The organism is Streptococcus mitis, assembly GCF_905187535.1.
Taxonomy (GTDB): Bacteria; Bacillota; Bacilli; order Lactobacillales; family Streptococcaceae; genus Streptococcus; species Streptococcus mitis_BS.
Map to the genome: position 1 here is coordinate 162,193 of NZ_CAJJIE010000004.1, position 24,992 is coordinate 187,184.

Below are 24,992 nucleotides of genomic sequence, written 5' to 3' on the forward strand. Positions count from 1 at the left end.
CCATTATACCATAATAACCACCAAAAAGCGACTTTTTAAAAGTGTAATCAGTAATTCTATCAATTATAAGAAAAAGGAGGTTTACAATTCAGTAAACCTTCCTTTACACATATTGAAATTAAGATTCCTTAACTTCTAACAAGCCAATTTCGCCATCCTCACGACGATAAATCACATTAGTTGTTTGATCTTCAACATCAACATAGATAAAGAAATCATGTCCCAACAAATCCATCTGTAGAATAGCTTCTTCCAAATCCATTGGTTTTAAATCAATTTGTTTTGAACGAACAACTCTAGACTGGACAACATTTGAGTCTTCGACCAAAGCATCTGTAAATAATTGACTAGTTGCCACCTTATTTTTATTTTTACGCTCGATTTTTGTTTTATTTTTACGAATCTGACGTTCAATTTTATCAGTTACAAGGTCAATTGAGCCATACATATCTTGAGATACATCTTCTGCGCGAAGAGTAATTGAGCCAAGCGGAATCGTTACTTCCACTTTAGCAGTTTTTTCACGATACACCTTCAAGTTTACTCGAGCATCCAACTCTTGTTCAGCTTGAAAATACTTTTCGATCTTTTCGAGTTTAGAAACTACATAATCACGAATTGCTTCTGTTACTTCTAGGTTTTCACCACGGATACTATATTTAATCATATGAGTACCTTCTTTCTAAACATTTTTGTTTTTCTGATTTCATTATAACGCTTTCATTTTATTTTTGCAAATTTTTTCCTCATCTTACAAGGGAAAATGTTTTTACATCCTCAGCACCAGCTTCTTCTAGCAATCTCTTCACACGATTTATAGTTGTTCCAGTAGTATAAATGTCATCTATAAGTAGGATTTTTTTAGGAATAGTGACTCCACTTTTAATAAAGAAAGGAAGTTCTGTTGCCAAGCGTTCTGAACGATTTTTAGAAGAACTGGCCCGCTCTTCTCTCTTCTCTAGTAAGTCTTGAAAAGAGAACCCTGCTGCGTCAACTAAACCTTCAACCTGGTTAAATCCTCTCTCAAGCAATCTTTCGGGACTTAGAGGAATGACGACAAATTGATACTCTTTGTACTTTTTCAACTCCTCACTTAAAAAGGAAGCGAACACTTTTCTTAAAAGAAAGTCCCCATCAAACTTATACCGACTAAAAAAATCCTTCATAGCTTGATTGTAAGTAAAAATCGCTCTATGACTGACCTCAACTCCTTCTTTACACCAAAATTGACAATCTTGACAATTTGTTGACAAGCCTATTTTCATACAGCTTGGACAATACTCTTCTCCAATTCTCTCAAAAGTAGAATCACAGTCTGAACAAAGATAGGAGTCATCATTCCTCAACAGCAAGAGGCTACTAAAAGTTAAAACAGCCTTCATAGTCTGCCCACATAACAAGCACTTCATAGACCCGCCTCCTTATTCATCTGCTGAATTTCCTTAATTGCCTTCTTGATTGAAGCATTTAACCCATCATGAAAGAAAAGCAAATCTCCTGTCGGTCTATCCATGCTTCGCCCAACTCGTCCACCAATCTGAATCAAACTAGACTTGGTAAACAGACGATGATTGGCCTCTACTACGAAAACATCCACACAAGGGAAGGTAACTCCACGCTCCAAGATTGTCGTACTGATTAGTATTGTCAGTTCTCCATCTCGAAAAGCTTGTACCTGCTCTAATCTATCTTCTGTTACAGAAGATACAAAGCCAATTTTCTCATTTGGAAATTGCTCCTGTAAAATTTCTTTTAACTGCTCCCCTTTCTTAATTTCTGATGCAAAAATGAGTAACGGATAACCTGTCTTTCTCTGCTTCTCAATATAGGACTTTAACTTTGGTGACAATCTACTTTTCTCTAAGCAATGATTAAAATCCGATAACCAAACTAGTTTTGGAATAATCAACGGATTTCCATGAAATCGTCTTGGCAAGCTCAATCGTTTTAATTCTCCTAAACGAACCTTCTTATCTAACTCATCTGTAGAAGTCGCCGTTAAAAAGATTCTCAAGCCATTCTCCTTTACACTATTCTTGACAGCATGGTAAAGCATGGGATTGTCAACATAAGGAAAGGCATCTACTTCATCCACTATCAGTAAATCAAAAGCTTGATAAAACTTCAGTAACTGATGAGTCGTTGCAACAACTAGTGGTGTTCGAAAATATGGTTCTGATTCTCCGTGTAGTAAAGCTATCTCGCAAGCAAAATCATCTTGCAGTCGCTTATACAGCTCCAAACACACATCGATTCTAGGGCTAGCCAAACAAACTGCACCACCTTCATCAATCACTTTGGCCACAATTTGGTAAATCATTTCTGTCTTTCCAGCTCCTGTCACCGCATGTACCAAGGTTGGCTCCTGCTTGTCTACCGCTCTAATCAGTCCCTCTGATACCTTCTCTTGAAAAGGAGTTAATTGACCACTCCATTTAAGAACATCTTGCTTCGGAAAATCCTCCTGCGGAAAATAGTATAAAGCTTGATCACTCCTAACTCGCTTCATAATTAAGCACTCCCGACAATAGTAAGCACCTATAGGTAAATACCATTCTTCTCGAATAGTACTATTACAACGTTGACAGAAAAATTTCCCCTTCTCCTTTCTCATTGCTGGAATGTTCTCTGCCAACTGACGCTCCTCTTCTGTTAATTCATTCTCCGTAAACAACCGACCGAGATAATTTGGATTTACTTTCATACTTCTTTATTCGTAAAAACCTAGCGCTTTAGATAATTTTTTAGTACAATTAAATCATGGAATTTAGAACAATTAAAGAGGACGGTCAAGTCCAAGAAGAAATTAAAAAATCACGCTTTATCTGTCATGCAAAGCGTGTTTATAGCGAAGAAGAGGCTCGGGACTTTATTACTGCCATCAAAAAAGAACACTACAAAGCTACGCATAACTGCTCAGCCTTTATTATTGGGGAACGTAGTGAAATTAAACGGACAAGTGATGATGGTGAACCCAGTGGTACTGCTGGCGTTCCCATGCTTGGGGTACTAGAAAATCACAATCTTACTAATGTCTGTGTAGTAGTGACACGCTACTTTGGAGGCATTAAGCTAGGCGCTGGAGGATTGATTCGTGCTTACGCCGGCAGTGTTGCCTTAACTGTCAAGGAAATTGGCATCATTGAAATAAAGGAACAAGCTGGCATTGCTATTCAAATGTCTTACGCTCAGTACCAAGAGTACAGTAACTTCCTTAAGGAACATGATTTCATGGAACTTGAGACAAACTTTACAGATCAAGTCGATACGATAATTTATGTTGATAAAGAAGAAAAAGATAATATTAAAGCTGCACTAGTGGAGTTTTTTAATGGAAAAGTTACTTTAACTGATCAAGGTTTACGTGAAGTTGAAGTTCCTGTAAACTTAGTGTAAACAAAGGAGAAAAATATGGCATTTGGAAAATTCATTCAAGGACTGGCTGGTAACTTTAGCGAGCAAAACAAAGAAACTCTTATCAAAGAATATGGACAATATCTACTGGAAAATGAAGAAATTCAAAGTGGATATAAACTGATTCGTGACTCAATCATATTTACAAATATCCGTATTATCTTTACTGATAAACAAGGCGCTACTGGTCGTAAGATGTCCGTTAAATCAATTTTTTTGATGAATATTGTTAACGTTGAAATGGAAACTGCCGGAGCAGGTATAGATGATAGTGAAATAACGATTACTTATTTAGAAAATGTCTTTCTAAAAGCGCATAATGAGCATTTTGGTGCTCATAAATTTGAATTCCCTAAGAAGACGGATATCGTTCCACTTTACACCTATTTACTAGAATTAGCTTATCACAATCGCTTGAAAATTAACGGCTTAGACCTATGATATAAAAAAATCCTATCACTTCGATAGGATTTCTATATTTTACAAATGGTATAGATAGCGTTATACTAGAAATATCTTATACAAAGAGGTGTATTATGGCTATTTATAACAATATTACTGAATTAATCGGTCAAACTCCGATTGTTAAACTCAACAACATCGTGCCAGAAGGGGCTGCGGACGTCTATGTAAAGCTTGAAGCATTCAACCCTGGTTCTTCTGTAAAAGATCGTATTGCTCTTAGCATGATTGAAAAAGCTGAACAAGACGGTATTCTGAAACCTGGTTCTACTATTGTTGAAGCAACAAGTGGAAATACTGGTATTGGACTTTCATGGGTAGGTGCTGCTAAAGGGTATAAAGTCGTCATCGTTATGCCTGAAACTATGAGTGTAGAACGACGTAAGATTATCCAAGCTTATGGCGCTGAACTCGTCCTAACTCCTGGAAGCGAGGGAATGAAAGGTGCTATTGCTAAGGCTCAAGAAATCGCTGCTGAACGTGATGGTTTCCTTCCTCTTCAATTTGACAATCCAGCTAATCCAGAAGTACACGAAAGAACAACAGGAGCTGAAATACTAGCTGCTTTCGGTAAAGATGGACTAGATGCCTTTGTTGCTGGAGTGGGTACCGGTGGAACGATTTCTGGTGTTTCTCATGCACTCAAATCAGCAAATTCTAACATTCAAGTTTTTGCAGTAGAGGCAGACGAATCTGCTATTCTATCTGGTGAAAAACCTGGACCGCACAAAATTCAAGGTATCTCAGCTGGATTTATTCCTGATACACTGGATACAAAGGCTTATGATGGTATCGTTCGTGTAACGTCAGACGATGCACTAGCACTCGGCCGTGAAATTGGTGGAAAAGAAGGTTTCCTTGTAGGGATTTCTTCAGCTGCAGCTATCTACGGAGCCATCGAGGTTGCCAAGAAATTAGGTACAGGTAAAAAAGTTCTTGCTCTAGCACCAGATAACGGTGAACGTTATCTCTCTACAGCACTCTATGAATTTGAAGTGTAGTCTCCTAAATACACTTAGCCCTTATTATAGGGCTTTTTATTTATATCTTAAAAATAGGAACATCTCCCCATAAAGATCGACTGCATAGAAAAAAGGAAGCAATTTAGCTTCCTTTTTATTATTAGTTATTCAAGGCTGCTGCCATTGTAGCTGCAACTTCAGCTTCAAAGTCGTTTGCAGCTTTTTCGATACCTTCACCAACCTCAAAGCGAGCGAACTCAACTACTGAAGCGTTAACTGATTCAAGGTATGCTTCAACTGTCTTGCTGTCATCCATGATATAGACTTGTGCAAGAAGTGTATAAGCTTGGTCAACTTTAGTGTTGTCAAGCATGAAGCGATCCATTTTACCTGGGATGATTTTGTCCCAGATTTTTTCTGGTTTACCTTCTGCAGCCAATTCAGCTTTGATGTCAGCTTCAGCTTGGGCGATCACTTCATCAGTCAATTGTGATTTTGATCCATACTTCAAGTGTGGAAGAGCTGGTTTGTTAACCATTGCACGGCTTTCGTTGTCTTGGTCGATTACGTGGTTCAATTGTGCCAACTCATCTTTAACGAATTGCTCATCCAATTCTTTGTAAGAAAGAACTGTTGGTTTCATCGCTGCGATGTGCATTGACAATTGTTTAGCAAGTGCTTCGTCTCCACCTTCAACAACCGAAATAACACCGATACGTCCACCGTTATGTTGGTAAGCTCCAAAGTGTTGTGCATCTGTTTTTTCAATCAATGCAAAGCGACGGAATGAGATTTTTTCTCCGATAGTTGCTGTTGCAGATACGTATGCAGCTTCAAGAGTTTCACCTGAAGGCATTGTCAAAGCAAGAGCTTCTTCATTGTTAGCAGGTTTTCCTTCAGCAATAACTTTAGCTGTGGTATTTACCAATTCAACGAATTGAGCGTTTTTCGCAACGAAGTCAGTTTCAGCGTTTACTTCAATAACTGCTGCAACATTACCGTTAACATAAACACCAGTCAAACCTTCTGCAGCAACACGGTCAGCTTTCTTAGCTGCCTTAGCCATACCTTTTTCACGAAGCAATTCAATCGCTTTTTCGATGTCACCGTCTGTTTCTACAAGCGCTTTTTTAGCGTCCATAACACCGGCACCAGATTTTTCACGCAACTCTTTTACAAGTTTAGCTGTAATTTCTGCCATTTTGATTCTCCTATAATTTTTAAAAATAGGAGAGCCGGGCTAAGCCCCGCCCTCCTAGGTAATTACTATTTATATAAATTAAGCGTTGTCGCCTTCTACAACTTCAACGATTTCTTCGATTGAATCTGCTTGAGCTTCTGAAGCTGCAAATTCTGCTTCAACTGTTGCTGCATCTTCACCTTGACGTCCTTCGATGATAGCGTCAGCCAATTTAGCTGTGATCAATTTAACAGCGCGGATAGCGTCATCGTTAGCTGGGATGATTACATCGATATCATCTGGATCTGTATTTGTGTCAACCATCGCTACAACTGGGATTCCCAATTTTTTAGCTTCTTTAACAGCGATTTGCTCTTTATGTGGGTCAACTACGTACATCACATCTGGAATACGAGGCATATCTTCGATACCACCCAAGAATTTTTCAAGACGTGCACGTTGTTTGTTAAGAAGTGCAACTTCTTTCTTAGGAAGAACTTCGAAAGTTCCATCTTCTTCCATACGTTTGATTTCTTTCAAACGAGCAATACGTTTTTGGATTGTTCCCCAGTTTGTAAGAGTTCCACCCAACCAACGGTGGTTGATGAAGTATTGACCTGAACGTACTGCTTCTTCAGCAACTGCATCAGCTGCTTGTTTCTTAGTACCAACAAACAATACAACTGCATCGTTAGCTGCTGCATCACGCATGAAATCGTAAGCTTGGTCAGCGTATTTTACAGTTTGTTGCAAGTCGATAACGTGGATTCCGTTACGCTCAGTGAAGATGTACTTAGCCATCTTAGGGTTCCAGCGACGAGTTTGGTGACCAAAGTGTACACCAGCCTCAAGAAGTTGTTTCATTGAAATTACTGCCATGAGTATTTCTCCTTTTTGTTTTTTTCCTCTTCTTGACTTCAACTCGCAAAACGACCCAAGGGCAACTGTTTCACAATTCATCAAGAATGAGTATTATCGTTCACACGACAAGTTTCATTCTACCATACTTTTTCAATATTTTCAAGCTATTTTAGCAGATTTTTAGAGTAAGTTAACTATATAAATCATAAAAGAGACTCTAATCGAGTCTCTTCGTTTCATTCATTAGTTTGGATAGATATATGTTACAAAACCTTCTGAAGTTGTAGTAGGATTGAACCATCCACGTTTATTTCCGATTGTACGATTTCCACCATAGTTTGATTCAGATACTTGGATACTTGTTGATGATGAAACAGCTGTAACCACGGCTACGTGTCCATATCCACCATCATTCCAACATGCAATAGCACCAACTTGAGGTGTAGATCCTGTACGGAATCCTGCTGCAGCTGCACTTGTAGCCCACTGCGCTCCATTACCCCAATAGTCTCCTGCCCAAGGTGCCAATGTCTTAGCTCCCCATGTACACTCACCAGTTGGATAACTTGAAGCGTTTGTACTGTATGTTGGACGATGTTTTACTGGTGCAGGAGTGTAGCTTGTTGATTCTGTTGAAGCACTGCTTGAAGATGATTCAGATGAACTAGATGAAGAAGTAGTTGATACTGCTTGAACCTCTGCTGTAAAAGTTGTATTTCCAGAAGCAACTACTGTTTGTTGTTGACTTGCTTGTTTAGCTTTGTAAGCTGCTTCTGCTTCTGCAGCTGCTTTAGCTTCTGCTTCTGCTTCTGCTTTTTTCTCAAGTAAACTTGCTTTTTCATCCTCTGCAGTAGCCTTTTCAGCAGCAAGATTCAATTCTGCAGCTTTTAACTCAGCTTGTTTTGTAGTTAATGATTGAGCATCATCAGCTAGTTTTTGCTGATTTGCAATAACTGTATTAATTGCATCATTGTTTGCTACTTGTTTTTCAGAAATAGCTTTTTTATCTGCTTTTTGTTGTTCCAACATTTTGTTGTTTGCAGATACGATTTCACTCATTGCAGCAACACGTGAAATAGCTTCTGTAATTGATTTTGAGTTTACAATTGTATTGATGTAATTTGTTGCAGCTCCATTTGTTTGAGCACTACGAGCTTGTTTTTGTAATGAATCATTGCGAGATACAATATTCTTAGAAAGTTCTGTAATTTCACCCTCAAGCTTTTTAGATTCTGCTTGTAGTCTATCATTTTCAGATTGCAAGTTTGATTGCTCTGTTTGAATAGCAGATACTTGCTCCTGAACTTGATCAACTTGTTTTTGTGCTTCTTGTTGTTGTGCTGTTAAGTTACTAATTTTATTATCTTGAGCAGCAATTTTGTCATCAGTAGTTTCTGCATGCGCAGTTGTTAAAACAGCTACTTGAGAAACCATTACTGTACTTAATAAAAGTGACGCTAAGATTTTTTTCTTCATATTTCGTAGATACTCCTTCTTTTAAAGACATTACTAGTATACCAAAAAAAGGCCTAATGAATATTACGCCTTTGTTACATTTTTATTTCTTTCTTATAGGTAAAATTTTTCAAAAATAAACTGAAAAACAATCATCCATATAAGGTTCAAAATCATTGATGGAACTAAACTATAGACTATGAATAAAGACATACTATCCACAGTTAAACCTACCGCTATTGCAAGTATGTAAGCCCCCATTTCAAATAGAAAAGTCATGACAATAATTGCTAACATTCTCGTCCAACGATTCAATAAAATAACACTATTAAATTTATGGAGAAATACCCCCAACAAGACGAACAACAGAGTCGCAATTCCAATCAAGAGGAAAAAGTAAATATCATAAACCAAACCAACTACAAAACAATAAGCTAAATAGAAATACTCTGATACTTCAATTGTCTCAAATAAGAGAAATAAAAACAGAAAATGACTAGCCAACTGTACATGGGGAAAAAATGACCCCAGAAGCTGGCTAATATGGGCATCAATTAGAACAAAGAAAGGAAGCAATAAAAACACTCCAACTCGCTTCAACTGTCTCATTATGAATTCCCCACTAATTCTATCACATCTACATTATGAGTATCTGCACTCAATTTAACAGTTACTTCTCGTGTCAAATAGTCTGTACTATGCGTTGTGGCAACCACTTCACCAACAGGAATATCAGCAACGTTAAAGTTTCCTAATCCACCAGTGGTCACCTTATCTCCTGCACTAATATCGCTATTACTATTTAATTGACTAATTTTAAGAACTTCATTTTCCTTGTCATAACCAACAATAATCCCATAAATTGTAGTAGAACCATGTTGAATTTTAACAGAAATCTTATCAGCATTTTCCGTATTTGTCAGAAGGTTAACCATGGTAGAGTTCTCCTCTACTTTTGAAACGCTGCCAATCAAACCACCATTTGCAATGGCTAACATGTTCTCAGAAGCCCCTTTTGATTTGCCTGCATCCAGGGTCAACTCCTGCTTCCAAGATACCGGAGAACGCATAATAACATCTGCTGCTAAAGTCTTTGTAGCTTGCAATTTAGACTTCATATCAAGCAATTGGCGCAGTTGTTCATTTTCTGTCTTTAAACTTTCCGCCTCATTTGATTTAACTTCTAACTGGTAAATTTGTTTCTTCAAACTTTCATTTTCATTATATGTTCGTGTCAAATGTGCCAAATCTGATTTGACAGAATCAAACCACTGAAAAGGTTTTTGAACAACTCTATCAACCAATGAGATTCCATCTCCTAATTTTGTCACAATTGTACTTGAATAAGTCGTCGCTAAGAGAGCTGACACAAGCAAAACAGTGACAAAAACAATAATGACATATTTTGATTTTTTAAAACGGTTCATATCCCTACCTTTATATCAAAAACTGTTATAGTAACTTTTTATCAATTCCTGAAAGCTACTAAGATTTTAAGAAAAATAAGCAAAAACCAAGTATGATAATAACAAGAATGGTCAGCGTATCCTTTCGAGTCCATTTCAGTTGTCGGTATTGACTTCTTCCTTTCCCCCCCTGATAACCGCGCGCTTCCATAGCAATAGCCAAGGAATCCGCACGTTTTAAACTTGTTGCAAAAAGAGGAATCAAAATGGGAATCATAGCCTTCACCTTTTGAACAATGCTTCCTTCACCAAAATCCACTCCACGAGCTTTCTGTGCATTCATAATCCGCGTCGTATCATCCATTAATGTTGGGACAAAACGTAGACTCATGGACAGCATCAATCCAATTTCATGAACTGGAACTTTCACACGCTTTAAAGGCGCCAACAAAGCTTCGACAGCTGAGGCCAAACTTAAGGGCATTGTTGTTAAGGTTAACAAAGTTGAAAAGAAAATAATCAATACAAAGCGACAAAAAATAATCCCAGCTTGTTGCAAAGCATAATCTGTGATTCTCACAAACGAAAATTCAAATAAAACATTCCCATTAGAAATGAAAAACAGTTGAAAAATAGTTGTGAAGGCAATCAAGAAAAACATAGACTTCAAGCCCTGAATAAAAAATGAAAGAGATACTCCTGACAAGGCAATAAATATCCCTGTCGCTATGAAAAGAATCAGATTTGTCAAGGGATTATTAGCCCAAAACACAATCAAAATCAGTAGCATCATAGCCAGTAATTTGCTACGTGGATCCAATCGGTGAACAATCGAATCCCCTGGGATATAACGCCCCAAAATCATACTATCCATTTAGCGACTCCTTGAACTCCTCTATCTTAATCGGTAATCGTTTAAATGACACGCCTCTATCAGCCAATCGTTTACAAAAGGCTGTAATTTTAGGTACTCCCAACTGCACTTCTTCCATAAGGACAACATCTTGAAAGACATCACTTGGTTTACCACCCTTAACTAAACGTCCCTTCTCCATTACATAGACTTGATTCGCATATTCAGCAACATCATCCATCAAATGCGTTACCAAAACGATGGTCATCCCTGACTGGTGGAGTTTTTTGAACAAGTTCATCAACTCTTTTCTTCCCAAAGGATCCAAGCCTGCTGTGGGTTCATCTAAGACTAATATAGCTGGCTCCATGGCAAGTATGCCTGCAATCGCAACACGTCTCATTTGTCCCCCTGACAGCTCAAACGGGCTACGATCAAAAAGTGATTCATTAATTCCAACCAGAGCCAGTTTCTCACGCGCAATCTTCTCCGCTTCTTCTTCAGAAACTCCAAAATTTTGCGGTCCAAAGGCAACGTCTTTTAAAACCGTTTCTTCAAAAATCTGATTTTCAGCAAACTGAAATACCAAGCCAACCTGTTTTCTAATTTGACGAATATCTTTATTTTTAGAAGTCGAGGTGATGAAGGTATCAAAAACCTGCACAGTCCCTTGACTTGGAACCAATAAACCATTTAAAAGTTGTAAAATAGTTGATTTGCCACTACCTGTGTGGCCAATTAAAGCCGTATAAGAACCATCTTCAATCGTCAAAGAAACATCTGACAAAGCTGTTGAAGCTAAGGGAGTCCCTTCTTGATATGTAAAATTCACATTTTCTAGAGCAATTCCCATAGCTTATCCTCTAGCTCACTTTCTGTCAAATAATTTTCAGGTAAATTATAGCCATTCTGGCTCAAAGAATGTTTTAATTGATTGGCAAAAGGATCATCTAATCCAATTTGATCTAAATCATTTCGAGAGAAAAGTTCCCTTGGACTACTAGTTGATTCAATTTCCCCTTTTTTCATGACCAATACACGGTCACTCATGGCAACTTCTTCCAAATCATGTGTAATGGAAATGACCGTCATATCATAGTCTTTCCGAATTCCTTTTACTGTCTCAATCAGTTCTCTACGTCCCTCAGGATCCAACATACTCGTTGCTTCATCTAGGATTAAAATAGCTGGTCTTAGAGCTACAACACCTGCAATGGCCACACGTTGCTTTTGGCCACCTGATAGACGTGCCGGCTCTCTCTTTTTAAAGTCCAACATGCCAACCAAATCCAGAGCTTCTTCCACTCTATTTTTCATTTCTTGACGAGAAAGTCCCTGATTTTCCAAACCAAAAGCAACATCATCTTCAACAGTCGCTCCAACAAATTGATTGTCTGGATTTTGAAAAACCATACCGATTTGACGACGTATATTCCAAACATTTTCCTCAGTCAAACGTTGCCCATCAATTACAATCTCTCCAGATTCTGCTTCCAGTAAACCATCAATTAACCGAACCGTCGTTGATTTACCACTACCATTATGCCCTACAATCGAAAGCCATTCTCCACGTTTCACGTGAAACGTAATATCCTTCACATCGTAGTATTCCTGACTTTCCTTATAACGAAAAGAAAGATTTTTTACATCAATTATTGATTTCATTTCGAACCAAATGTCCCTTTAAATACATAGGCACTACCCTTGAAATAATCATAGCCAGAGTAGATAGTGAAAAACAAGGCTACATAAAGTAAAACTTGGCCAATCAAAGTCCAGTGTAATAGCAAGAAAATAATGGCAAACATCTGACTGAAAGTTTTAATTTTTCCAGGCATTGCTGCTGCTAAAACTGTTCCACCAGTTTCAACCAATAAAAGTCTTAAACCTGTCACAGCCAACTCACGACAGATAATCACTGCAACAATCCAAGCCGGAGCCATTCCTAACTCAATCAACATAATAAAAGCCGACATAACTAGTAACTTATCCGCCATGGGATCTGCAAATTTACCAAAATTACTGACCACATTCCATTTACGAGCTAAATATCCATCTAAATAATCGGTAATACTGGCAATAGCAAAGATAATAGCTGCTACTATATGACTCTCTATCGAATTTCCTACCGTTAAAATAAAGATAAAAATAGGTATAAAGAGAATTCGACCTATTGTTAAGAGATTTGGAATTTGTTCTTTTTTCATTCGTTTTTCCTTAATTTTTAGTAAAGGTTACAGTGATTTTTCCAGTCTGAGCTGTTAATTTTGATAAGTCAACGGTCTGATTATCTACTGTTAAAGCTACACCTTTGACAACACCTAAAGTAATGGTCACAGAATTTTTAGTTGAAACTGTTGTTTCCGCACTTTTATTATCTGGTGATAAGGTCACTCCACCCTCAAGCTCACTTTCTGAAACACTAACCCAACTTCTAGCATCTGAGACTGATAATTGTAATTTTGCAGTTTCCTTACTCGTTTTATAAGCAACTTCTACTTGATTTCCTTCACCTGATACCGTTATAGCTGGTTCCATATTCGAAGATCTACTTGATGAACTACTACTTGAGGATGAAGTTACAGAACTAGTTGAGCTTGTTGCTTGGACTACACTATAACTAGACGCAGATGAACGCTCAGGTTGAGTCTGGAGATAATTCCAAACATAATAGGTCACAAAAATGACAATCGATAATGCAAAGAGTATAAAATAAAATAAAGGTAAAAATGATGCCTTATTTTTCTTACTTGAACGTCTCCTACCTGTCAACTCGTCTTCATCAACATCTACTTCTTCATAAGTAATCATGCTCCCAGAATCATAAGCATCCAAGACAATTCGCTCATCTAGCTCAACTGCCCACGCATACTTTCTCAAAAAAGAACGAGTATAAAATGGACTAGGAAGTTGATCAAAATCATCAGCTTCCATCGCTTCCAACATATCCAACTGAATTTCTGTTTTTTTGTGTAATTCTTCTAAAGTCAACCCTTGGTTGGTTCTAGCTAAACGTAAAACCTCACCAATTGTTTTTTTCCTCATACTTGTCATTCCTTCTTTCTAGTATCGATTATGATAGGTTACTACGATGGGAATATTGTAAAATCAACTATATCACCATCATCTATTAAATGATGTCCAGCATCAAGGACATCCTCTAAAGTAATTTCCTGTAAAATTTTTGGCAAATCAAAAATTGTCTCACCATTTTCAAAAGCATCATATTGCGTTGCAATAAATTCAAGAGAGTTCATGCTACTGAAAAATTCTCCAAACATCTCTCTTTTAATAATATCTAAATGATCCTCTGTAATATCTAAATCCTTTGTAAAATTACGAATAGCCTTCCTAAACTGATGAGATAAAGCAACTGGCTCTTTTGTATCCATTGTCAACATGACAAAATGAAAGCGACTTGTTACTTCAACTTCCAGAGATAAGGATGCGTCAATTTTACCTGATTCATATAATTTCTGAAAACGATCCGAAGTCCAACCAAACATCATTGCAAACAATAATTTTAATAAAATATGATGTCGATAGCAATCCGCTTCAGCAACTTCTTGTTTACCTCTAACACCAATCGCTAGTTTGGGAGAAGATACTTCCATCCTCATGCTATCTGTTTGCTTTACAGGTTGTAAAACAAACTTTTCTCTTGCTAGTTCCTGAACATCTAAATCTTCCAGTTCTTTTCTTTCAAAATAATCCTGCACCTGATCCACATCAAAATTACCAACTAAAAACAGAGACATGTTTACAGGTTTGTAAAATCTTGTAAAATTTTCTTGCAAATTAGTTAGATTGATTTGGGAAATTGACTCCTCACTTCCAACTATATCAGTTGCTAAAGGTGTACCAGGATACAAATTCGCTAAAGTTGAAAAGAATAAACACGAATCCGGATCATCTTGATACATTTCTCGTTCTTGCTGGATAATATCCTGCTCTCTTAAAATGGAATCTTCAGTAAAGTGTGCTGATGTTACCAATTCATCAAGTAAGTCCAAATTTTCTAAAAAATGATCCGTTGCTGAAAAAAGATAGTTTGTTTTTGTAAAGCTTGTAAAGGCATTACTATCTGCACCTAGACTCGTAAAAGCCGACATCAAATCGCTAGAGTCTTCTCTCTCAAATAATTTATGTTCAAGAAAGTGAGCAATCCCTGCAGGATATTGTTTTACATCTCCGTCAACTTCTGTGACAAGCGTATCTACCGAACCAAACTGTACAGTTACACTCCCGTAAACCTCTTTAAATTCTTTTTTAGGCAAAAAAGCAACTGTCAATCCATTTGACAAACGAGTTCGATAAACCATTTCTTTTACAGCTGGATAGTATTTTTCTTCAAAAACAACCTTTGTCATTCTATTCCTTCCATAAAGTAAATCGCTTGTAGTTTCACATTATTAGCTGCTCTACAAATAGCATCTTTGTCAACTTTCTCGAGTTTTGCAACCCAACTTTTAAAGTCTGCTGAAGATTTTCCAAGTAAGGCATTTTGATAAGCACGTTCAATCAATGAAGATTGATTATCTTGAGAAAGTAACAAAGACCGACGAATCATCTCCTTGGTCTGCTCTAACTCAAGCTCTGTAAAATATCCTTTTTTTAAATCAAGCAGTTGATTATTCATCATTTTACGAGCCTGGTTCCGATTTTCTCGATCAATACCAGCATACATCCTCAAGAACCCACTAAATAAATCGAGCTGACTGGAAATTGTATAAGCTAATCCAGCATCTTCACGAACATTTGTAAAGAGTTTAGAGTGTGCAAATCCACCAAGTAAACCATTCATTACAATCATTGGTAAATGTTGCTCATCACCATATTCAGAAGGGCAATGATAACCTAATTCCAAAATGGATTGTCCCACATTCTTCCGAACCATACCTTCCTGAAGGATATTGGAATAAGGTTGACAATACTGAACCTTCACATCTCCTTTTCGACCTTTAAAGCCAAATGATTCTAATACATTTTGAATTTCAACCTCATTAAAATCACCTAGGAAAAAGAAATCTATTCGATCATTAGCCAGAAATTCTTGGAAACAAAAATAAGAACTTTGTGGAGTTTCAGCTAAAATACGATTTCGTAAATCACTGTATTCCAATTTGAGACGTTCATCATAAAAAAATAATTTATCTAATTCTTTATGTGCGAAATAAAATGAATCATCCATATCAGCTGCTAAACTTGCTAGCAATTGTTTTTTCTCAACTTCAAATAAGGCCGAATCAAACCCATTATCAACTACTACGGGTGAAAAAAGAGTTTCTTTTACAAGTTCCAAAACCTGAGAAGTTAGCACATTTTTCCTACTTAAAAACTCATCACGAACATAGGTAAATGTCAATTCTACAATGTGACTCTGCCCTCTTCTGAAACAATTGGTTGACATATCTGTACCGTATAGACTAGCCAAATGTTTTCTCAAATCTTGAGAAGTAGGGTATAGCTGATTAGCAGTCTCTAGCATACTCGCACTCAACATGCGACCTGCAATCGTATCAAGAGATAATGGAGCGGTAAAACGCACGGTGATTTTGTTCGTTTTAAACTTTTTTGATTGGATAAAATGTGTTGAAATTCCATGCACTAACTCCATGATTCACCTCCTTATATATAGACTTCTATTATATCACGAAAACCTGAAATTTTCTTGTTCCCTGTAACACTTTTGAAATAAAAATCGCTTACATTACTCCCTGTTTCTCTCACTATTTTTAGGAAAATATGGTATAATACCAAAGATTGAGGTGAATTATGGAATACAAATTATTTGAAGAATTTATTACCCTCCAAGCACTACTCAAAGAACTTGGAATTACACATAGCGGAGGAGCTATCAAATCATTTCTCGCTGAACATTCTGTTTACTTTAATGGTGAATTAGAGAATCGTCGCGGTAAAAAACTTCGTATTGGCGATAAAGTTGACATCCCTGACATGGACATTGACATCTTGTTGACACAACCTACTTCTGAGGAGCAAGAGGAATATCAAGCTGATAAAGTTGAAAAAGAACGGATCGCTAAACTTGTCAAAGAGATGAATAAGGGATTTAAAAAAGACAAATCGAAACCTACTTCATCACCTAAAAGCAAACAAGCTCCACGATTCCCTGGTAGATAATCATGTGGCTACAAAACCTATCTCTCAAGACTTTTCGTAACTACAAAGAGACGAAAATAGACTTTAATCCTAAATTGAATGTCTTTTTAGGACGCAATGCACAAGGAAAAACAAATATGCTAGAGGCTATCTATTTTTTAGCCTTAACGCGTAGTCATCGAACTCGAACAGATAAAAATCTCATTCATTTTGATGAGGAACAACTTCATCTTTCAGGTCTTGTTCAGAAAAAAACTGGATCCATTCCCCTAGAAATCGAACTAACACAAAAAGGTCGTGTGACAAAAGTTAATCATTTAAAACAGGCACGCCTTTCAGATTATGTAGGACACATGAATGTTGTCTTATTTGCTCCTGAAGATTTACAACTAATTAAAGGAGCACCTTCGGTTCGACGGAAATTCATTGATATGGAACTTGGACAAATTAAGCCAATCTACTTATCTGACTTAACCAATTATAACCACATCCTAAAGCAAAGAAATACTTATCTAAAATCAGCTCAGAAAATAGATGAAACCTTCCTTTCAGTATTGGATGATCAGCTAGTTGATTATGGATGTCGTGTAATGAATCACCGCTTAGATTTCATAAAAAAACTAGAATCATTTGGGCGTAAGAAACATTTTGAACTCTCTAACCAGATTGAAGAGTTGTCAATATCTTATCAATCTTCTGTCAAGATAACTGACAAAGAAGACTTATCCGAATCTTTCAAAATTGCTTTAGAAAAAAGTAGATCCAGAGATTTATTTAAAAAGAATACTGGTGTCGGTCCTCATCGAGATGATATTTCTTTTTATATAAATGGGATGGACGCTAGTTTTGGGAGTCAAGGCCAACATCGTAGTCTCGTCCTTTCTATAAAATTAGCAGAAATCGAGTTAATGGAAAGTACTACTACAGAATCTCCAATATTACTACTTGACGATGTTATGAGCGAACTTGACAATACCAGACAACTAAAATTATTAGAAACGATTTCTCAATCAATCCAAACCTTTATTACAACAACAAGCTTAGACCATCTTCAAAATCTACCAGAAAATCTAAGTGTTTTCGCTATTCAAAATGGTCAAGTTGCTGTAAACTAAAATTGACAATATTGTAAAAGAACTCCTGTTTTCATGGGAGTTCTTTTTATTTCTTTTACATAGAATAATTTGGTGCCTCATTCGTAATTTGTACATCATGAGGATGGCTTTCTTTCAAACCAGCACCAGACATTTCAATAAATTGAGCATTATCGTGTAGTTCTTTAAGGTTAGCTGCACCACAGTAACCCATACCAGAGCGAATACCACCAATCATTTGGAAGACTATATCAGCTGCCGCTCCTTTATAAGCAACACGACCTTCAATTCCTTCTGGAACAAGTTTATTTGCTTCATTGACAGAACCTTGGAAGTAACGATCGCTTGAACCTTTCTTCATTGCTGCGATTGAACCCATACCACGGTATGTCTTGAATTTACGTCCTTGGAAGATTTCAGTTTCACCTGGTGCTTCGTCTGTTCCAGCAAACATTGATCCAAGCATAACTGCATTCCCACCAGCAGCAAGAGCTTTTACAATATCTCCAGAATACTTGATTCCACCGTCAGCAATGATCGTTTTACCATATTCACGCGCAACAGCTGCAGCATCATAGATAGCTGTTACTTGTGGAACACCAACACCTGCAATTACACGAGTAGTACAGATAGAACCTGGTCCAATACCAACCTTGACAACGTCTACACCTGCTTCGTAAAGTGCGCGCGCTCCCTCAGCAGTAGCAATATTTCCAGCAATCAAAGTACGATCTGGGAAGTGAGCACGAATCTCAGCAATTTTACGCAAGACACCTGCAGAATGACCATGCGCAGTATCAATAACAATCGCATCCGCGCCTGCCTCAAAAAGAGCCTCTGCACGTTCAAATGTATCTGAAGTAACACCTACTGCACCTGCAACCAGAAGACGACCAAACTCATCTTTAGCAGCATTTGGAAACTCAATAACTTTTTCAATATCTTTGATAGTAATCAAACCAGAAAGACGACCTTCTTCATCTACCAAAGGAAGTTTTTCAATACGGTGTTCTTGAAGAATGCTCTCAGCTGTTGCAAGATCTGTACCCACAGGAGCAGTAACAAGATTTTCACTAGTCATATGGTTTGAGATTGGTTGGTTATAATCTGAAATAAAACGAAGATCTCGGTTTGTTAAAATACCAACTAATTTACGATTTTCAAGTGTTTCAACAACTGGAACACCACTGATGCGGTAACGTCCCATAAGCTCATCTGCTTCAGCAATTGTATGTTCAGGCGTCAAGAAGAACGGATCAATAATAACTCCATTTTCAGAACGTTTTACCTTGCGAACCTCGTCTGCTTGTTGAGCAATTGACATGTTTTTATGGATAACTCCGAGACCACCTGCACGAGCAATAGCAATAGCCATTTGACTCTCTGTTACTGTGTCCATAGCAGCGGTAATAATTGGGATATTTAAAGTCAAATTATCTGCCAATTTAGTTGTTAAATCTGCATCGTTAGGCAACACATGACTTTCAGCTGGAATAAGCAATACATCATCAAAGGTAAAACCTTTTTTCAAAAATTTAGTGTCCCAATTAGACATTCGAAGTTTCCTCTTTTCTTTCTTTTTGAGCTTGACTCTTTTTATATTGTATCTATCATACCATTCTATAAAAATTTGTCAAATATTACAGGGGTAAATAAAAAACTATCTTTTCTTTGAGATAGAAATGATAGTTTCTTGTAAAATAAACTTAGTTAAAGTAATGAAGTCCCATTGCTCCTTTAACCTCAGATAGGGTTTGACCCGCAACTTCACGCGCTCTTTCACTACCTTTTTGAAGCATATTATAAACTTCTCCAATATCCTTAGCAAATTCAATACGGCGCTCACGAATAGGACCAAGTTCACGTTCTAATATTTCAAGTAGATAACGCTTGGTCTTCACATCACCAAGACCACCTCGTTGATAATGTTCTTTCATGTCAGCAATTTCTTGAGCATCTTCTGGGCGACCAAAAACATCTAGATAATGGAAAACCATATTTCCTTCAATTTTACCTGGATCCTCAACGCGGATATGATCTGGATCTGTATACATACTCATTACTTTTTTACGCAAAGTATCCGCATCATCAGCTAAATAAATACCATTATTGAGTGATTTAGACATTTTGGCATTTCCATCTAAACCAGGCAAACGCCCTGCTCTCTCATTTTCTGGATAAATACCTTCCGGCTCTACCAAGACATCACAGCTATATGCATTGTTAAAAGAACGAACAATTTCACGAGTTTGCTCAATCATTGGTTTCTGATCTGTCCCAACAGGAACATAATTAGCCTTGAAAGCTGTGATATCAGCTGCTTGAGCGATTGGATAGACCAAGAAGCCTGTCGGAATACTTTCTCCAAATCCTTTCTGAGCAATCTCTGTCTTGACTGTCGGATTTCGTTCCAAACGTGCTAATGACACTAAATTCATATAATACATAGACAACTCAGCTAATTCTGGAATTTGGCTTTGAATAAAGATAGTTGATTTACTTGGATCCAATCCAACTGCAAGGTAATCCAAAGCTACATTTCCGATAGACTCTACAATGGTTTGAGGGTCTTTAGCATGATCTGTCAAAGCTTGTTGGTCAGCCAAGAACACAAACATATCATACTTATCCTCTTCCTGTAATAATACTCGATTTTTGAGACTTCCAACATAATGTCCAATATGCAATTTTCCTGTTGGACGGTCTCCTGTTAAAATAATGGGTTTAGTCATTTTGTTCTCCTTCGATATAGTCCCTTCAATTATAGCATTTTTTTAATGAAATAACCGTAATTTATCAAAATAAATCAGCCTTGCTATTTACGGATTTGTGTAAAGTATGCTGTAAATTTAATTTACACAAAATTGACAGATAAAAATTTGAATATTTCCGTATTTTCTAGTAGAATAAATATATTACATATATAGGAGAAAAACATTGCTTACAGTATCTGATGTTTCACTACGTTTTAGTGATCGCAAACTTTTTGATGATGTCAATATCAAATTTACAGAAGGAAATACTTACGGATTGATCGGTGCTAATGGTGCCGGAAAATCAACCTTTTTAAAAATTTTAGCTGGAGATATCGAACCTACTACTGGTCACATCTCTCTTGGTCCAGATGAACGTCTCTCTGTTCTTCGTCAAAATCACTTTGACTATGAAGATGAACGTGCCATTGATGTTGTTATCATGGGAAATGAAAAACTTTATAGCATCATGAAGGAGAAAGATGCTATCTACATGAAGGAAGATTTCTCAGATGAGGATGGAGTGCGTGCTGCCGAACTCGAGGGAGAATTTGCCGAGCTTGGGGGCTGGGAAGCAGAAAGTGAAGCCTCTCAACTACTTCAAAACCTAAACATTCCAGAAGAATTACACTACCAAAACATGAGCGAATTGGCCAACGGTGAAAAAGTAAAAGTTCTCCTAGCCAAAGCACTGTTTGGTAAACCAGATGTTCTTCTTTTGGACGAGCCGACAAACGGTTTGGATATCCAATCGATTACTTGGTTAGAAGACTTCTTGATTGATTTTGATAACACAGTTATCGTAGTATCCCACGACCGTCACTTCTTAAATAAAGTATGTACTCACATGGCCGACCTTGACTTTGGAAAAATCAAACTCTATGTCGGAAACTATGACTTCTGGAAGGAATCTTCTGAACTCGCTGCTAAATTGCTAGCAGACCGTAATGCCAAAGCAGAAGAAAAAATTAAGCAATTGCAAGAATTCGTTGCTCGTTTCTCTGCCAATGCTTCTAAATCAAGGCAAGCAACATCACGTAAGAAAATGCTTGATAAAATTGAACTTGAAGAAATTGTACCATCTAGTCGTAAATATCCATTTATCAACTTTAAAGCGGAACGTGAAATCGGTAATGATCTCTTGACAGTAGAAAATCTATCTGTAAAGATTGATGGTGAGACTATTTTAGATAATATCAGCTTTATCTTACGTCCAGGTGATAAGACAGCGCTAATTGGACAAAATGACATCCAAACGACTGCATTAATTCGTGCAATCATGGGGGACATTGACTATGAAGGAACTGTCAAGTGGGGAGTAACTACTAGCCGTTCTTACTTGCCAAAAGATAACTCGGCAGATTTTGCAGGAGGAGAGTCAATCCTTGACTGGTTGCGTCAATTCGCAAGTAAAGAAGAAGATGACAATACTTTCCTACGTGGCTTCCTCGGTCGTATGCTCTTCTCTGGAGATGAAGTTAACAAACCTGTAAACGTTTTGTCAGGGGGAGAAAAAGTGCGTGTCATGCTTTCAAAACTTATGCTCTTGAAATCAAATGTCCTTGTACTTGATGATCCAACCAATCACTTGGACTTGGAATCTATCTCAAGCTTGAATGATGGATTGAAAAACTTTAAAGAATCAATCATCTTTGCTAGCCATGACCACGAGTTTATTCAAACTCTAGCTAACCATATCATTGTCTTGTCCAAAAATGGCGTCATTGACCGTATCGATGAAACCTATGATGAATTCCTAGAAAATGCAGAAGTACAAGCAAAAGTAAAAGAACTTTGGAAAGACTAAAAACTTCAAAACTCAGTTGGATTAACCAACTGAGTTTTCTAACATTTTATGAGGTAACATGAAATTATTTTTTAAAACATATTGGACCTATTTTGTTTCTTTCATCATTCCCTTATTGATTATGACAGGAGTATATCTATCTCAAGGTATCTACTGGAACAGCGAGACATCTCCACTATTAGGAGATGGGTTTCATCAATACGTTATTTTTGATGTAACTTTACGAAATATCCTGCATGGAAATGGTAGTCTGTTTTACACCTTTACAAGTGGCCTCGGATTAAATTTCTATGCCCTATCTAGTTATTACTTAGGAAGTTTCCTTTCACCTCTAGTTTACTTTTTTAATCTGTCGAATATGCCAGATGCTGTCTATCTGACAACTCTCTTAAAATTTGGATTGATTGGACTGTCAACTTACTTTAGTTTAAATAAATTATTTCAATCGATTCCTAAGGCTTTAAAACTAGCTTTATCTACTTCCTATGCTCTGATGAGTTTCTCTGTTAGTCAACTAGAGATAAAAACTTGGTTAGATGTTTTTATCTTAATTCCTTTAGTTATAACTGGCTTACATATACTTATAACACAAAAGAAGCGCCTACTATACTTTACAAGTCTGTCAATCTTGTTTATTCAAAACTATTATTTTGGCTATATGACAGTATTGTTTCTTATTTTCTGGTATCTCTGTCAAATTTCGTGGGATTTTAAGACTCGAAAATCATCTTTTCTTGATTTTATTGTTACTTCCTTTTTAGCAGGAATGGCCAGTTTGATTATGACTCTTCCTACTCTATTTGATTTACAGACACATGGGGAAAAATTGACAGAAGTTACAAAGTTTCAAACTGAAAGTAGCTGGTATCTTGATCTCTTTGCTAAGCAATTCATCGGTTCCTTTGATACAACAAAGTATGGGGCTATCCCAATGATTTTTGTTGGACTACTTCCCTTTGTTTTAACCATTTTATTTTTTACGATGAAATCTATTAAGTTTCACGTGAAACTTATCTATGCAATTTTCTTTGCATCTCTAATTGCAAGCTTTTATATAGAAATGCTTGATTTATTTTGGCAAGGTATGCATACTCCAAATATGTTTTTACATCGCTATGCTTGGATTTTCTCTACCTTGTTAATTTACACAGCAGCAGAAGTCTTAAATCGTCTGAAAGAAATTAAAGTCTGGAATTTTTTAGCTTCGATTTTTCTTGTTGTAACAGGATTTTTAGCTACTATCTATCTAAAATCGCATTATTCTTTTTTAACAGATTTGAATATTCTACTTACTCTTGAATTTTTAGTTGTCTATTCTCTTTTACTCCTTGCAGTTATCAAAAAGTTTATCTCTGTAAATCTATTTGCTATTCTAATCTCTTTATTTATAATGGTTGAAATGAGCTTAAATGCTTCATCTCAAATGGACGGAATTGCTAAGGAATGGGGATTTGCTTCTCGAAGTGCTTATAATCGAGATATCCCAGCTATGGAATCTATTTCAACATATATTGGAAATCAATTTACTCGTACTGAAAAACTAGAAACTCAGACAGGAAATGACAGTATGAAATTCAACTACAATGGAATCTCTCAATTTTCTTCTGTTCGAAATCGTTCAGCAAGCTCTACTTTGGATAAGCTTGGGTTTAAATCCTCTGGGACCAATCTCAATCTCCGTTATGCCAATAATAGCATTTTGTCTGATAGTTTATTTGGTATCCAATACAATATCTCAGAAAATCCTATTGATAAGTATGGTTTCCAAGATATATATCAAAAAGATAATCTTACCCTATATGAAAATCAATTCTCTCTTCCGATTGCCTTTGCTAGTCAATCTGTTTACAATGATGTCAAGTTCAATGAACACACTTTGGATAATCAAGCCTCATTTTTAAATCAACTTGCTAACGTCGATTTTGATTATTTTTCTCCAATCCCTTATGAAAAAACAGAAAATACTGATGATTTGATCAGTGTTACAAGTTCTTCAAATGAGGATGCAGCAATCCAGTATCAAATTGAAGTACCAGAAAACAGCCAAGTTTATCTTTCTTTCACAAACCTTCACTTTTCTAATGATAAACAAAAGAAGGTTAACATTCTTGTCAATGGTGAAAAAAAGATTTTTACAACTGATAATGCCTTCTCCTTCTTTAATCTAGGCTATACAAAAGAGAAAAAAACTTTCAATATTCATGTTAGTTTCCCTGGAAATTCACAAGTATCATTTGAATCTCCTACCTTCTACCGTTTAGATACCCAAACTTTAACTGAGGCAATTCAAAAAATTAAAGAACAACCAGTAACGGTATCGACTTCTAAAAATAAGGTTTTTGCTACATATGATGTCCAACAAGATACGTCTGTTTTCTTCACCATTCCTTATGACAAAGGTTGGTCTGCCTACCAAGATAGTAAGAAAATAGAAATTAAACAAGCTCAAACTGGCTTTATGAAAGTTGACGTTCCTAAGGGGAAAGGAACTATTACACTTTCCTTTATTCCTAATGGGTTTATTACTGGAGCAATCTGTTCCTTTACTTCTCTCTTACTATTTGGAATCTATAATCACAGACGAAAGTCATCTAAGGCATAAAAAAATCGACCAGTTAATCG

General features: G+C 36.7%; 24 protein-coding genes. 7 read left to right on the plus strand and 17 right to left on the minus strand.

The features are described 5' to 3' along the window. Window positions 1-118: 118 nt before the first annotated feature. The 3 genes from hpf to JQ841_RS01880 form a co-directional block, all read right to left on the minus strand. Window positions 119-667 (minus strand): ribosome hibernation-promoting factor, HPF/YfiA family, encoded by a 549-nt coding sequence (hpf, locus tag JQ841_RS01870; RefSeq protein WP_000599101.1) that lies wholly within the window; start codon window positions 665-667, stop codon window positions 119-121. Between the two features lie 79 nt (window positions 668-746). Beyond that, entirely contained in the window at window positions 747-1,409 is a 663-nt protein-coding gene (locus tag JQ841_RS01875) for a ComF family protein (RefSeq protein ID WP_203179943.1), read from the minus strand. Then, window positions 1,406-2,704: an ATP-dependent helicase ComFA gene (locus JQ841_RS01880; RefSeq protein ID WP_203179944.1), complete on the minus strand. Its 1,299-nt coding sequence runs from the start codon at window positions 2,702-2,704 to the stop codon at window positions 1,406-1,408. The genes JQ841_RS01875 and JQ841_RS01880 overlap by 4 nt, the downstream gene beginning before the upstream one ends. Window positions 2,705-2,760: 56 nt before the next feature. On the opposite strand from JQ841_RS01880, the gene JQ841_RS01885 reads away from it, so the two are divergent. The 3 genes from JQ841_RS01885 (at window position 2,761) to cysK (ending at window position 4,877) form a co-directional block, all read left to right on the plus strand. Beyond that, complete coding sequence (locus tag JQ841_RS01885; RefSeq protein ID WP_203179945.1) at window positions 2,761-3,396, plus strand: YigZ family protein; 636 nt, start codon at window positions 2,761-2,763, stop codon at window positions 3,394-3,396. A gap of 15 nt (window positions 3,397-3,411) precedes the next feature. Continuing rightward, window positions 3,412-3,855 (plus strand): PH domain-containing protein, encoded by a 444-nt coding sequence (locus JQ841_RS01890; RefSeq protein ID WP_203179946.1) that lies wholly within the window; start codon window positions 3,412-3,414, stop codon window positions 3,853-3,855. A gap of 95 nt (window positions 3,856-3,950) precedes the next feature. Then, window positions 3,951-4,877: a cysteine synthase A gene (cysK, locus tag JQ841_RS01895; protein ID WP_203179947.1), complete on the plus strand. Its 927-nt coding sequence runs from the start codon at window positions 3,951-3,953 to the stop codon at window positions 4,875-4,877. A gap of 121 nt (window positions 4,878-4,998) precedes the next feature. Here cysK and tsf read toward each other — a convergent pair whose 3' ends face one another. The 12 genes from tsf to yfmF form a co-directional block, all read right to left on the minus strand. Continuing rightward, a complete protein-coding gene (tsf, locus tag JQ841_RS01900) occupies window positions 4,999-6,039 on the minus strand; it encodes a translation elongation factor Ts (RefSeq protein WP_000808071.1) in 1,041 nt (346 codons plus the stop codon). A gap of 78 nt (window positions 6,040-6,117) precedes the next feature. Further along, window positions 6,118-6,897: a 30S ribosomal protein S2 gene (rpsB, locus tag JQ841_RS01905; protein WP_203179948.1), complete on the minus strand. Its 780-nt coding sequence runs from the start codon at window positions 6,895-6,897 to the stop codon at window positions 6,118-6,120. 225 nt (window positions 6,898-7,122) lie between these two features. Continuing rightward, window positions 7,123-8,355, minus strand: coding sequence for a peptidoglycan hydrolase PcsB (gene pcsB, locus JQ841_RS01910; RefSeq protein WP_203179949.1), 1,233 nt, complete (start codon window positions 8,353-8,355; stop codon window positions 7,123-7,125). A 93-nt stretch (window positions 8,356-8,448) separates the two neighbouring features. Beyond that, on the minus strand, window positions 8,449-8,943 hold the full coding sequence (mreD, locus tag JQ841_RS01915; RefSeq protein ID WP_203179950.1) for a rod shape-determining protein MreD: 495 nt from the start codon (window positions 8,941-8,943) through the stop codon (window positions 8,449-8,451). Beyond that, window positions 8,943-9,761, minus strand: a complete 819-nt coding sequence (mreC, locus tag JQ841_RS01920) for a rod shape-determining protein MreC (protein ID WP_203179951.1) — start codon at window positions 9,759-9,761, stop codon at window positions 8,943-8,945. The genes mreD and mreC overlap by 1 nt, the downstream gene beginning before the upstream one ends. A 58-nt stretch (window positions 9,762-9,819) precedes the next feature. Next, window positions 9,820-10,614, minus strand: coding sequence for an energy-coupling factor transporter transmembrane component T family protein (locus JQ841_RS01925; RefSeq protein WP_203179952.1), 795 nt, complete (start codon window positions 10,612-10,614; stop codon window positions 9,820-9,822). After that, on the minus strand, window positions 10,607-11,446 hold the full coding sequence (locus JQ841_RS01930; protein ID WP_203179953.1) for an energy-coupling factor transporter ATPase: 840 nt from the start codon (window positions 11,444-11,446) through the stop codon (window positions 10,607-10,609). The genes JQ841_RS01925 and JQ841_RS01930 overlap by 8 nt, the downstream gene beginning before the upstream one ends. Then, entirely contained in the window at window positions 11,431-12,258 is an 828-nt protein-coding gene (locus tag JQ841_RS01935; protein WP_203179954.1) for an energy-coupling factor ABC transporter ATP-binding protein, read from the minus strand. The genes JQ841_RS01930 and JQ841_RS01935 overlap by 16 nt, the downstream gene beginning before the upstream one ends. Then, window positions 12,255-12,800, minus strand: coding sequence for a CDP-diacylglycerol--glycerol-3-phosphate 3-phosphatidyltransferase (gene pgsA / locus JQ841_RS01940; RefSeq protein WP_020900979.1), 546 nt, complete (start codon window positions 12,798-12,800; stop codon window positions 12,255-12,257). The genes JQ841_RS01935 and pgsA overlap by 4 nt, the downstream gene beginning before the upstream one ends. A gap of 10 nt (window positions 12,801-12,810) precedes the next feature. Further along, window positions 12,811-13,638 (minus strand): cytoskeleton protein RodZ, encoded by an 828-nt coding sequence (rodZ, locus tag JQ841_RS01945; RefSeq protein WP_203179955.1) that lies wholly within the window; start codon window positions 13,636-13,638, stop codon window positions 12,811-12,813. A gap of 41 nt (window positions 13,639-13,679) precedes the next feature. After that, the gene (gene yfmH, locus JQ841_RS01950) at window positions 13,680-14,963 is read right to left on the minus strand and encodes an EF-P 5-aminopentanol modification-associated protein YfmH (protein ID WP_203179956.1); all 1,284 of its coding nucleotides are present in this window, start codon (window positions 14,961-14,963) and stop codon (window positions 13,680-13,682) included. Further along, the gene (gene yfmF, locus JQ841_RS01955) at window positions 14,960-16,210 is read right to left on the minus strand and encodes an EF-P 5-aminopentanol modification-associated protein YfmF (protein WP_203179957.1); all 1,251 of its coding nucleotides are present in this window, start codon (window positions 16,208-16,210) and stop codon (window positions 14,960-14,962) included. Before yfmF ends, yfmH begins: the two co-directional genes overlap by 4 nt. Window positions 16,211-16,368: 158 nt before the next feature. Between yfmF and yaaA the strand changes: the two genes are divergently transcribed. Next, on the plus strand, window positions 16,369-16,737 hold the full coding sequence (gene yaaA, locus JQ841_RS01960; protein ID WP_203179958.1) for a S4 domain-containing protein YaaA: 369 nt from the start codon (window positions 16,369-16,371) through the stop codon (window positions 16,735-16,737). A gap of 2 nt (window positions 16,738-16,739) precedes the next feature. Then, window positions 16,740-17,831, plus strand: coding sequence for a DNA replication/repair protein RecF (gene recF / locus JQ841_RS01965; protein ID WP_203179959.1), 1,092 nt, complete (start codon window positions 16,740-16,742; stop codon window positions 17,829-17,831). A gap of 55 nt (window positions 17,832-17,886) precedes the next feature. On the opposite strand, the gene guaB is transcribed toward recF, so the two are convergent. Together guaB and trpS are read right to left on the minus strand one after the other, a co-directional pair. After that, window positions 17,887-19,365: an IMP dehydrogenase gene (gene guaB, locus JQ841_RS01970; protein WP_000073418.1), complete on the minus strand. Its 1,479-nt coding sequence runs from the start codon at window positions 19,363-19,365 to the stop codon at window positions 17,887-17,889. Window positions 19,366-19,516: 151 nt separating this feature from the next. Next, on the minus strand, window positions 19,517-20,542 hold the full coding sequence (trpS, locus tag JQ841_RS01975) for a tryptophan--tRNA ligase (protein ID WP_203179960.1): 1,026 nt from the start codon (window positions 20,540-20,542) through the stop codon (window positions 19,517-19,519). Window positions 20,543-20,747: 205 nt separating this feature from the next. Here trpS and JQ841_RS01980 point away from each other — a divergent pair, with 205 nt between their 5' ends. Further along, entirely contained in the window at window positions 20,748-22,370 is a 1,623-nt protein-coding gene (locus JQ841_RS01980) for an ATP-binding cassette domain-containing protein (protein ID WP_000958767.1), read from the plus strand. A 58-nt stretch (window positions 22,371-22,428) separates the two neighbouring features. Then, on the plus strand, window positions 22,429-24,972 hold the full coding sequence (locus JQ841_RS01985) for a YfhO family protein (protein ID WP_203179961.1): 2,544 nt from the start codon (window positions 22,429-22,431) through the stop codon (window positions 24,970-24,972). Window positions 24,973-24,992: the final 20 nt, after the last annotated feature.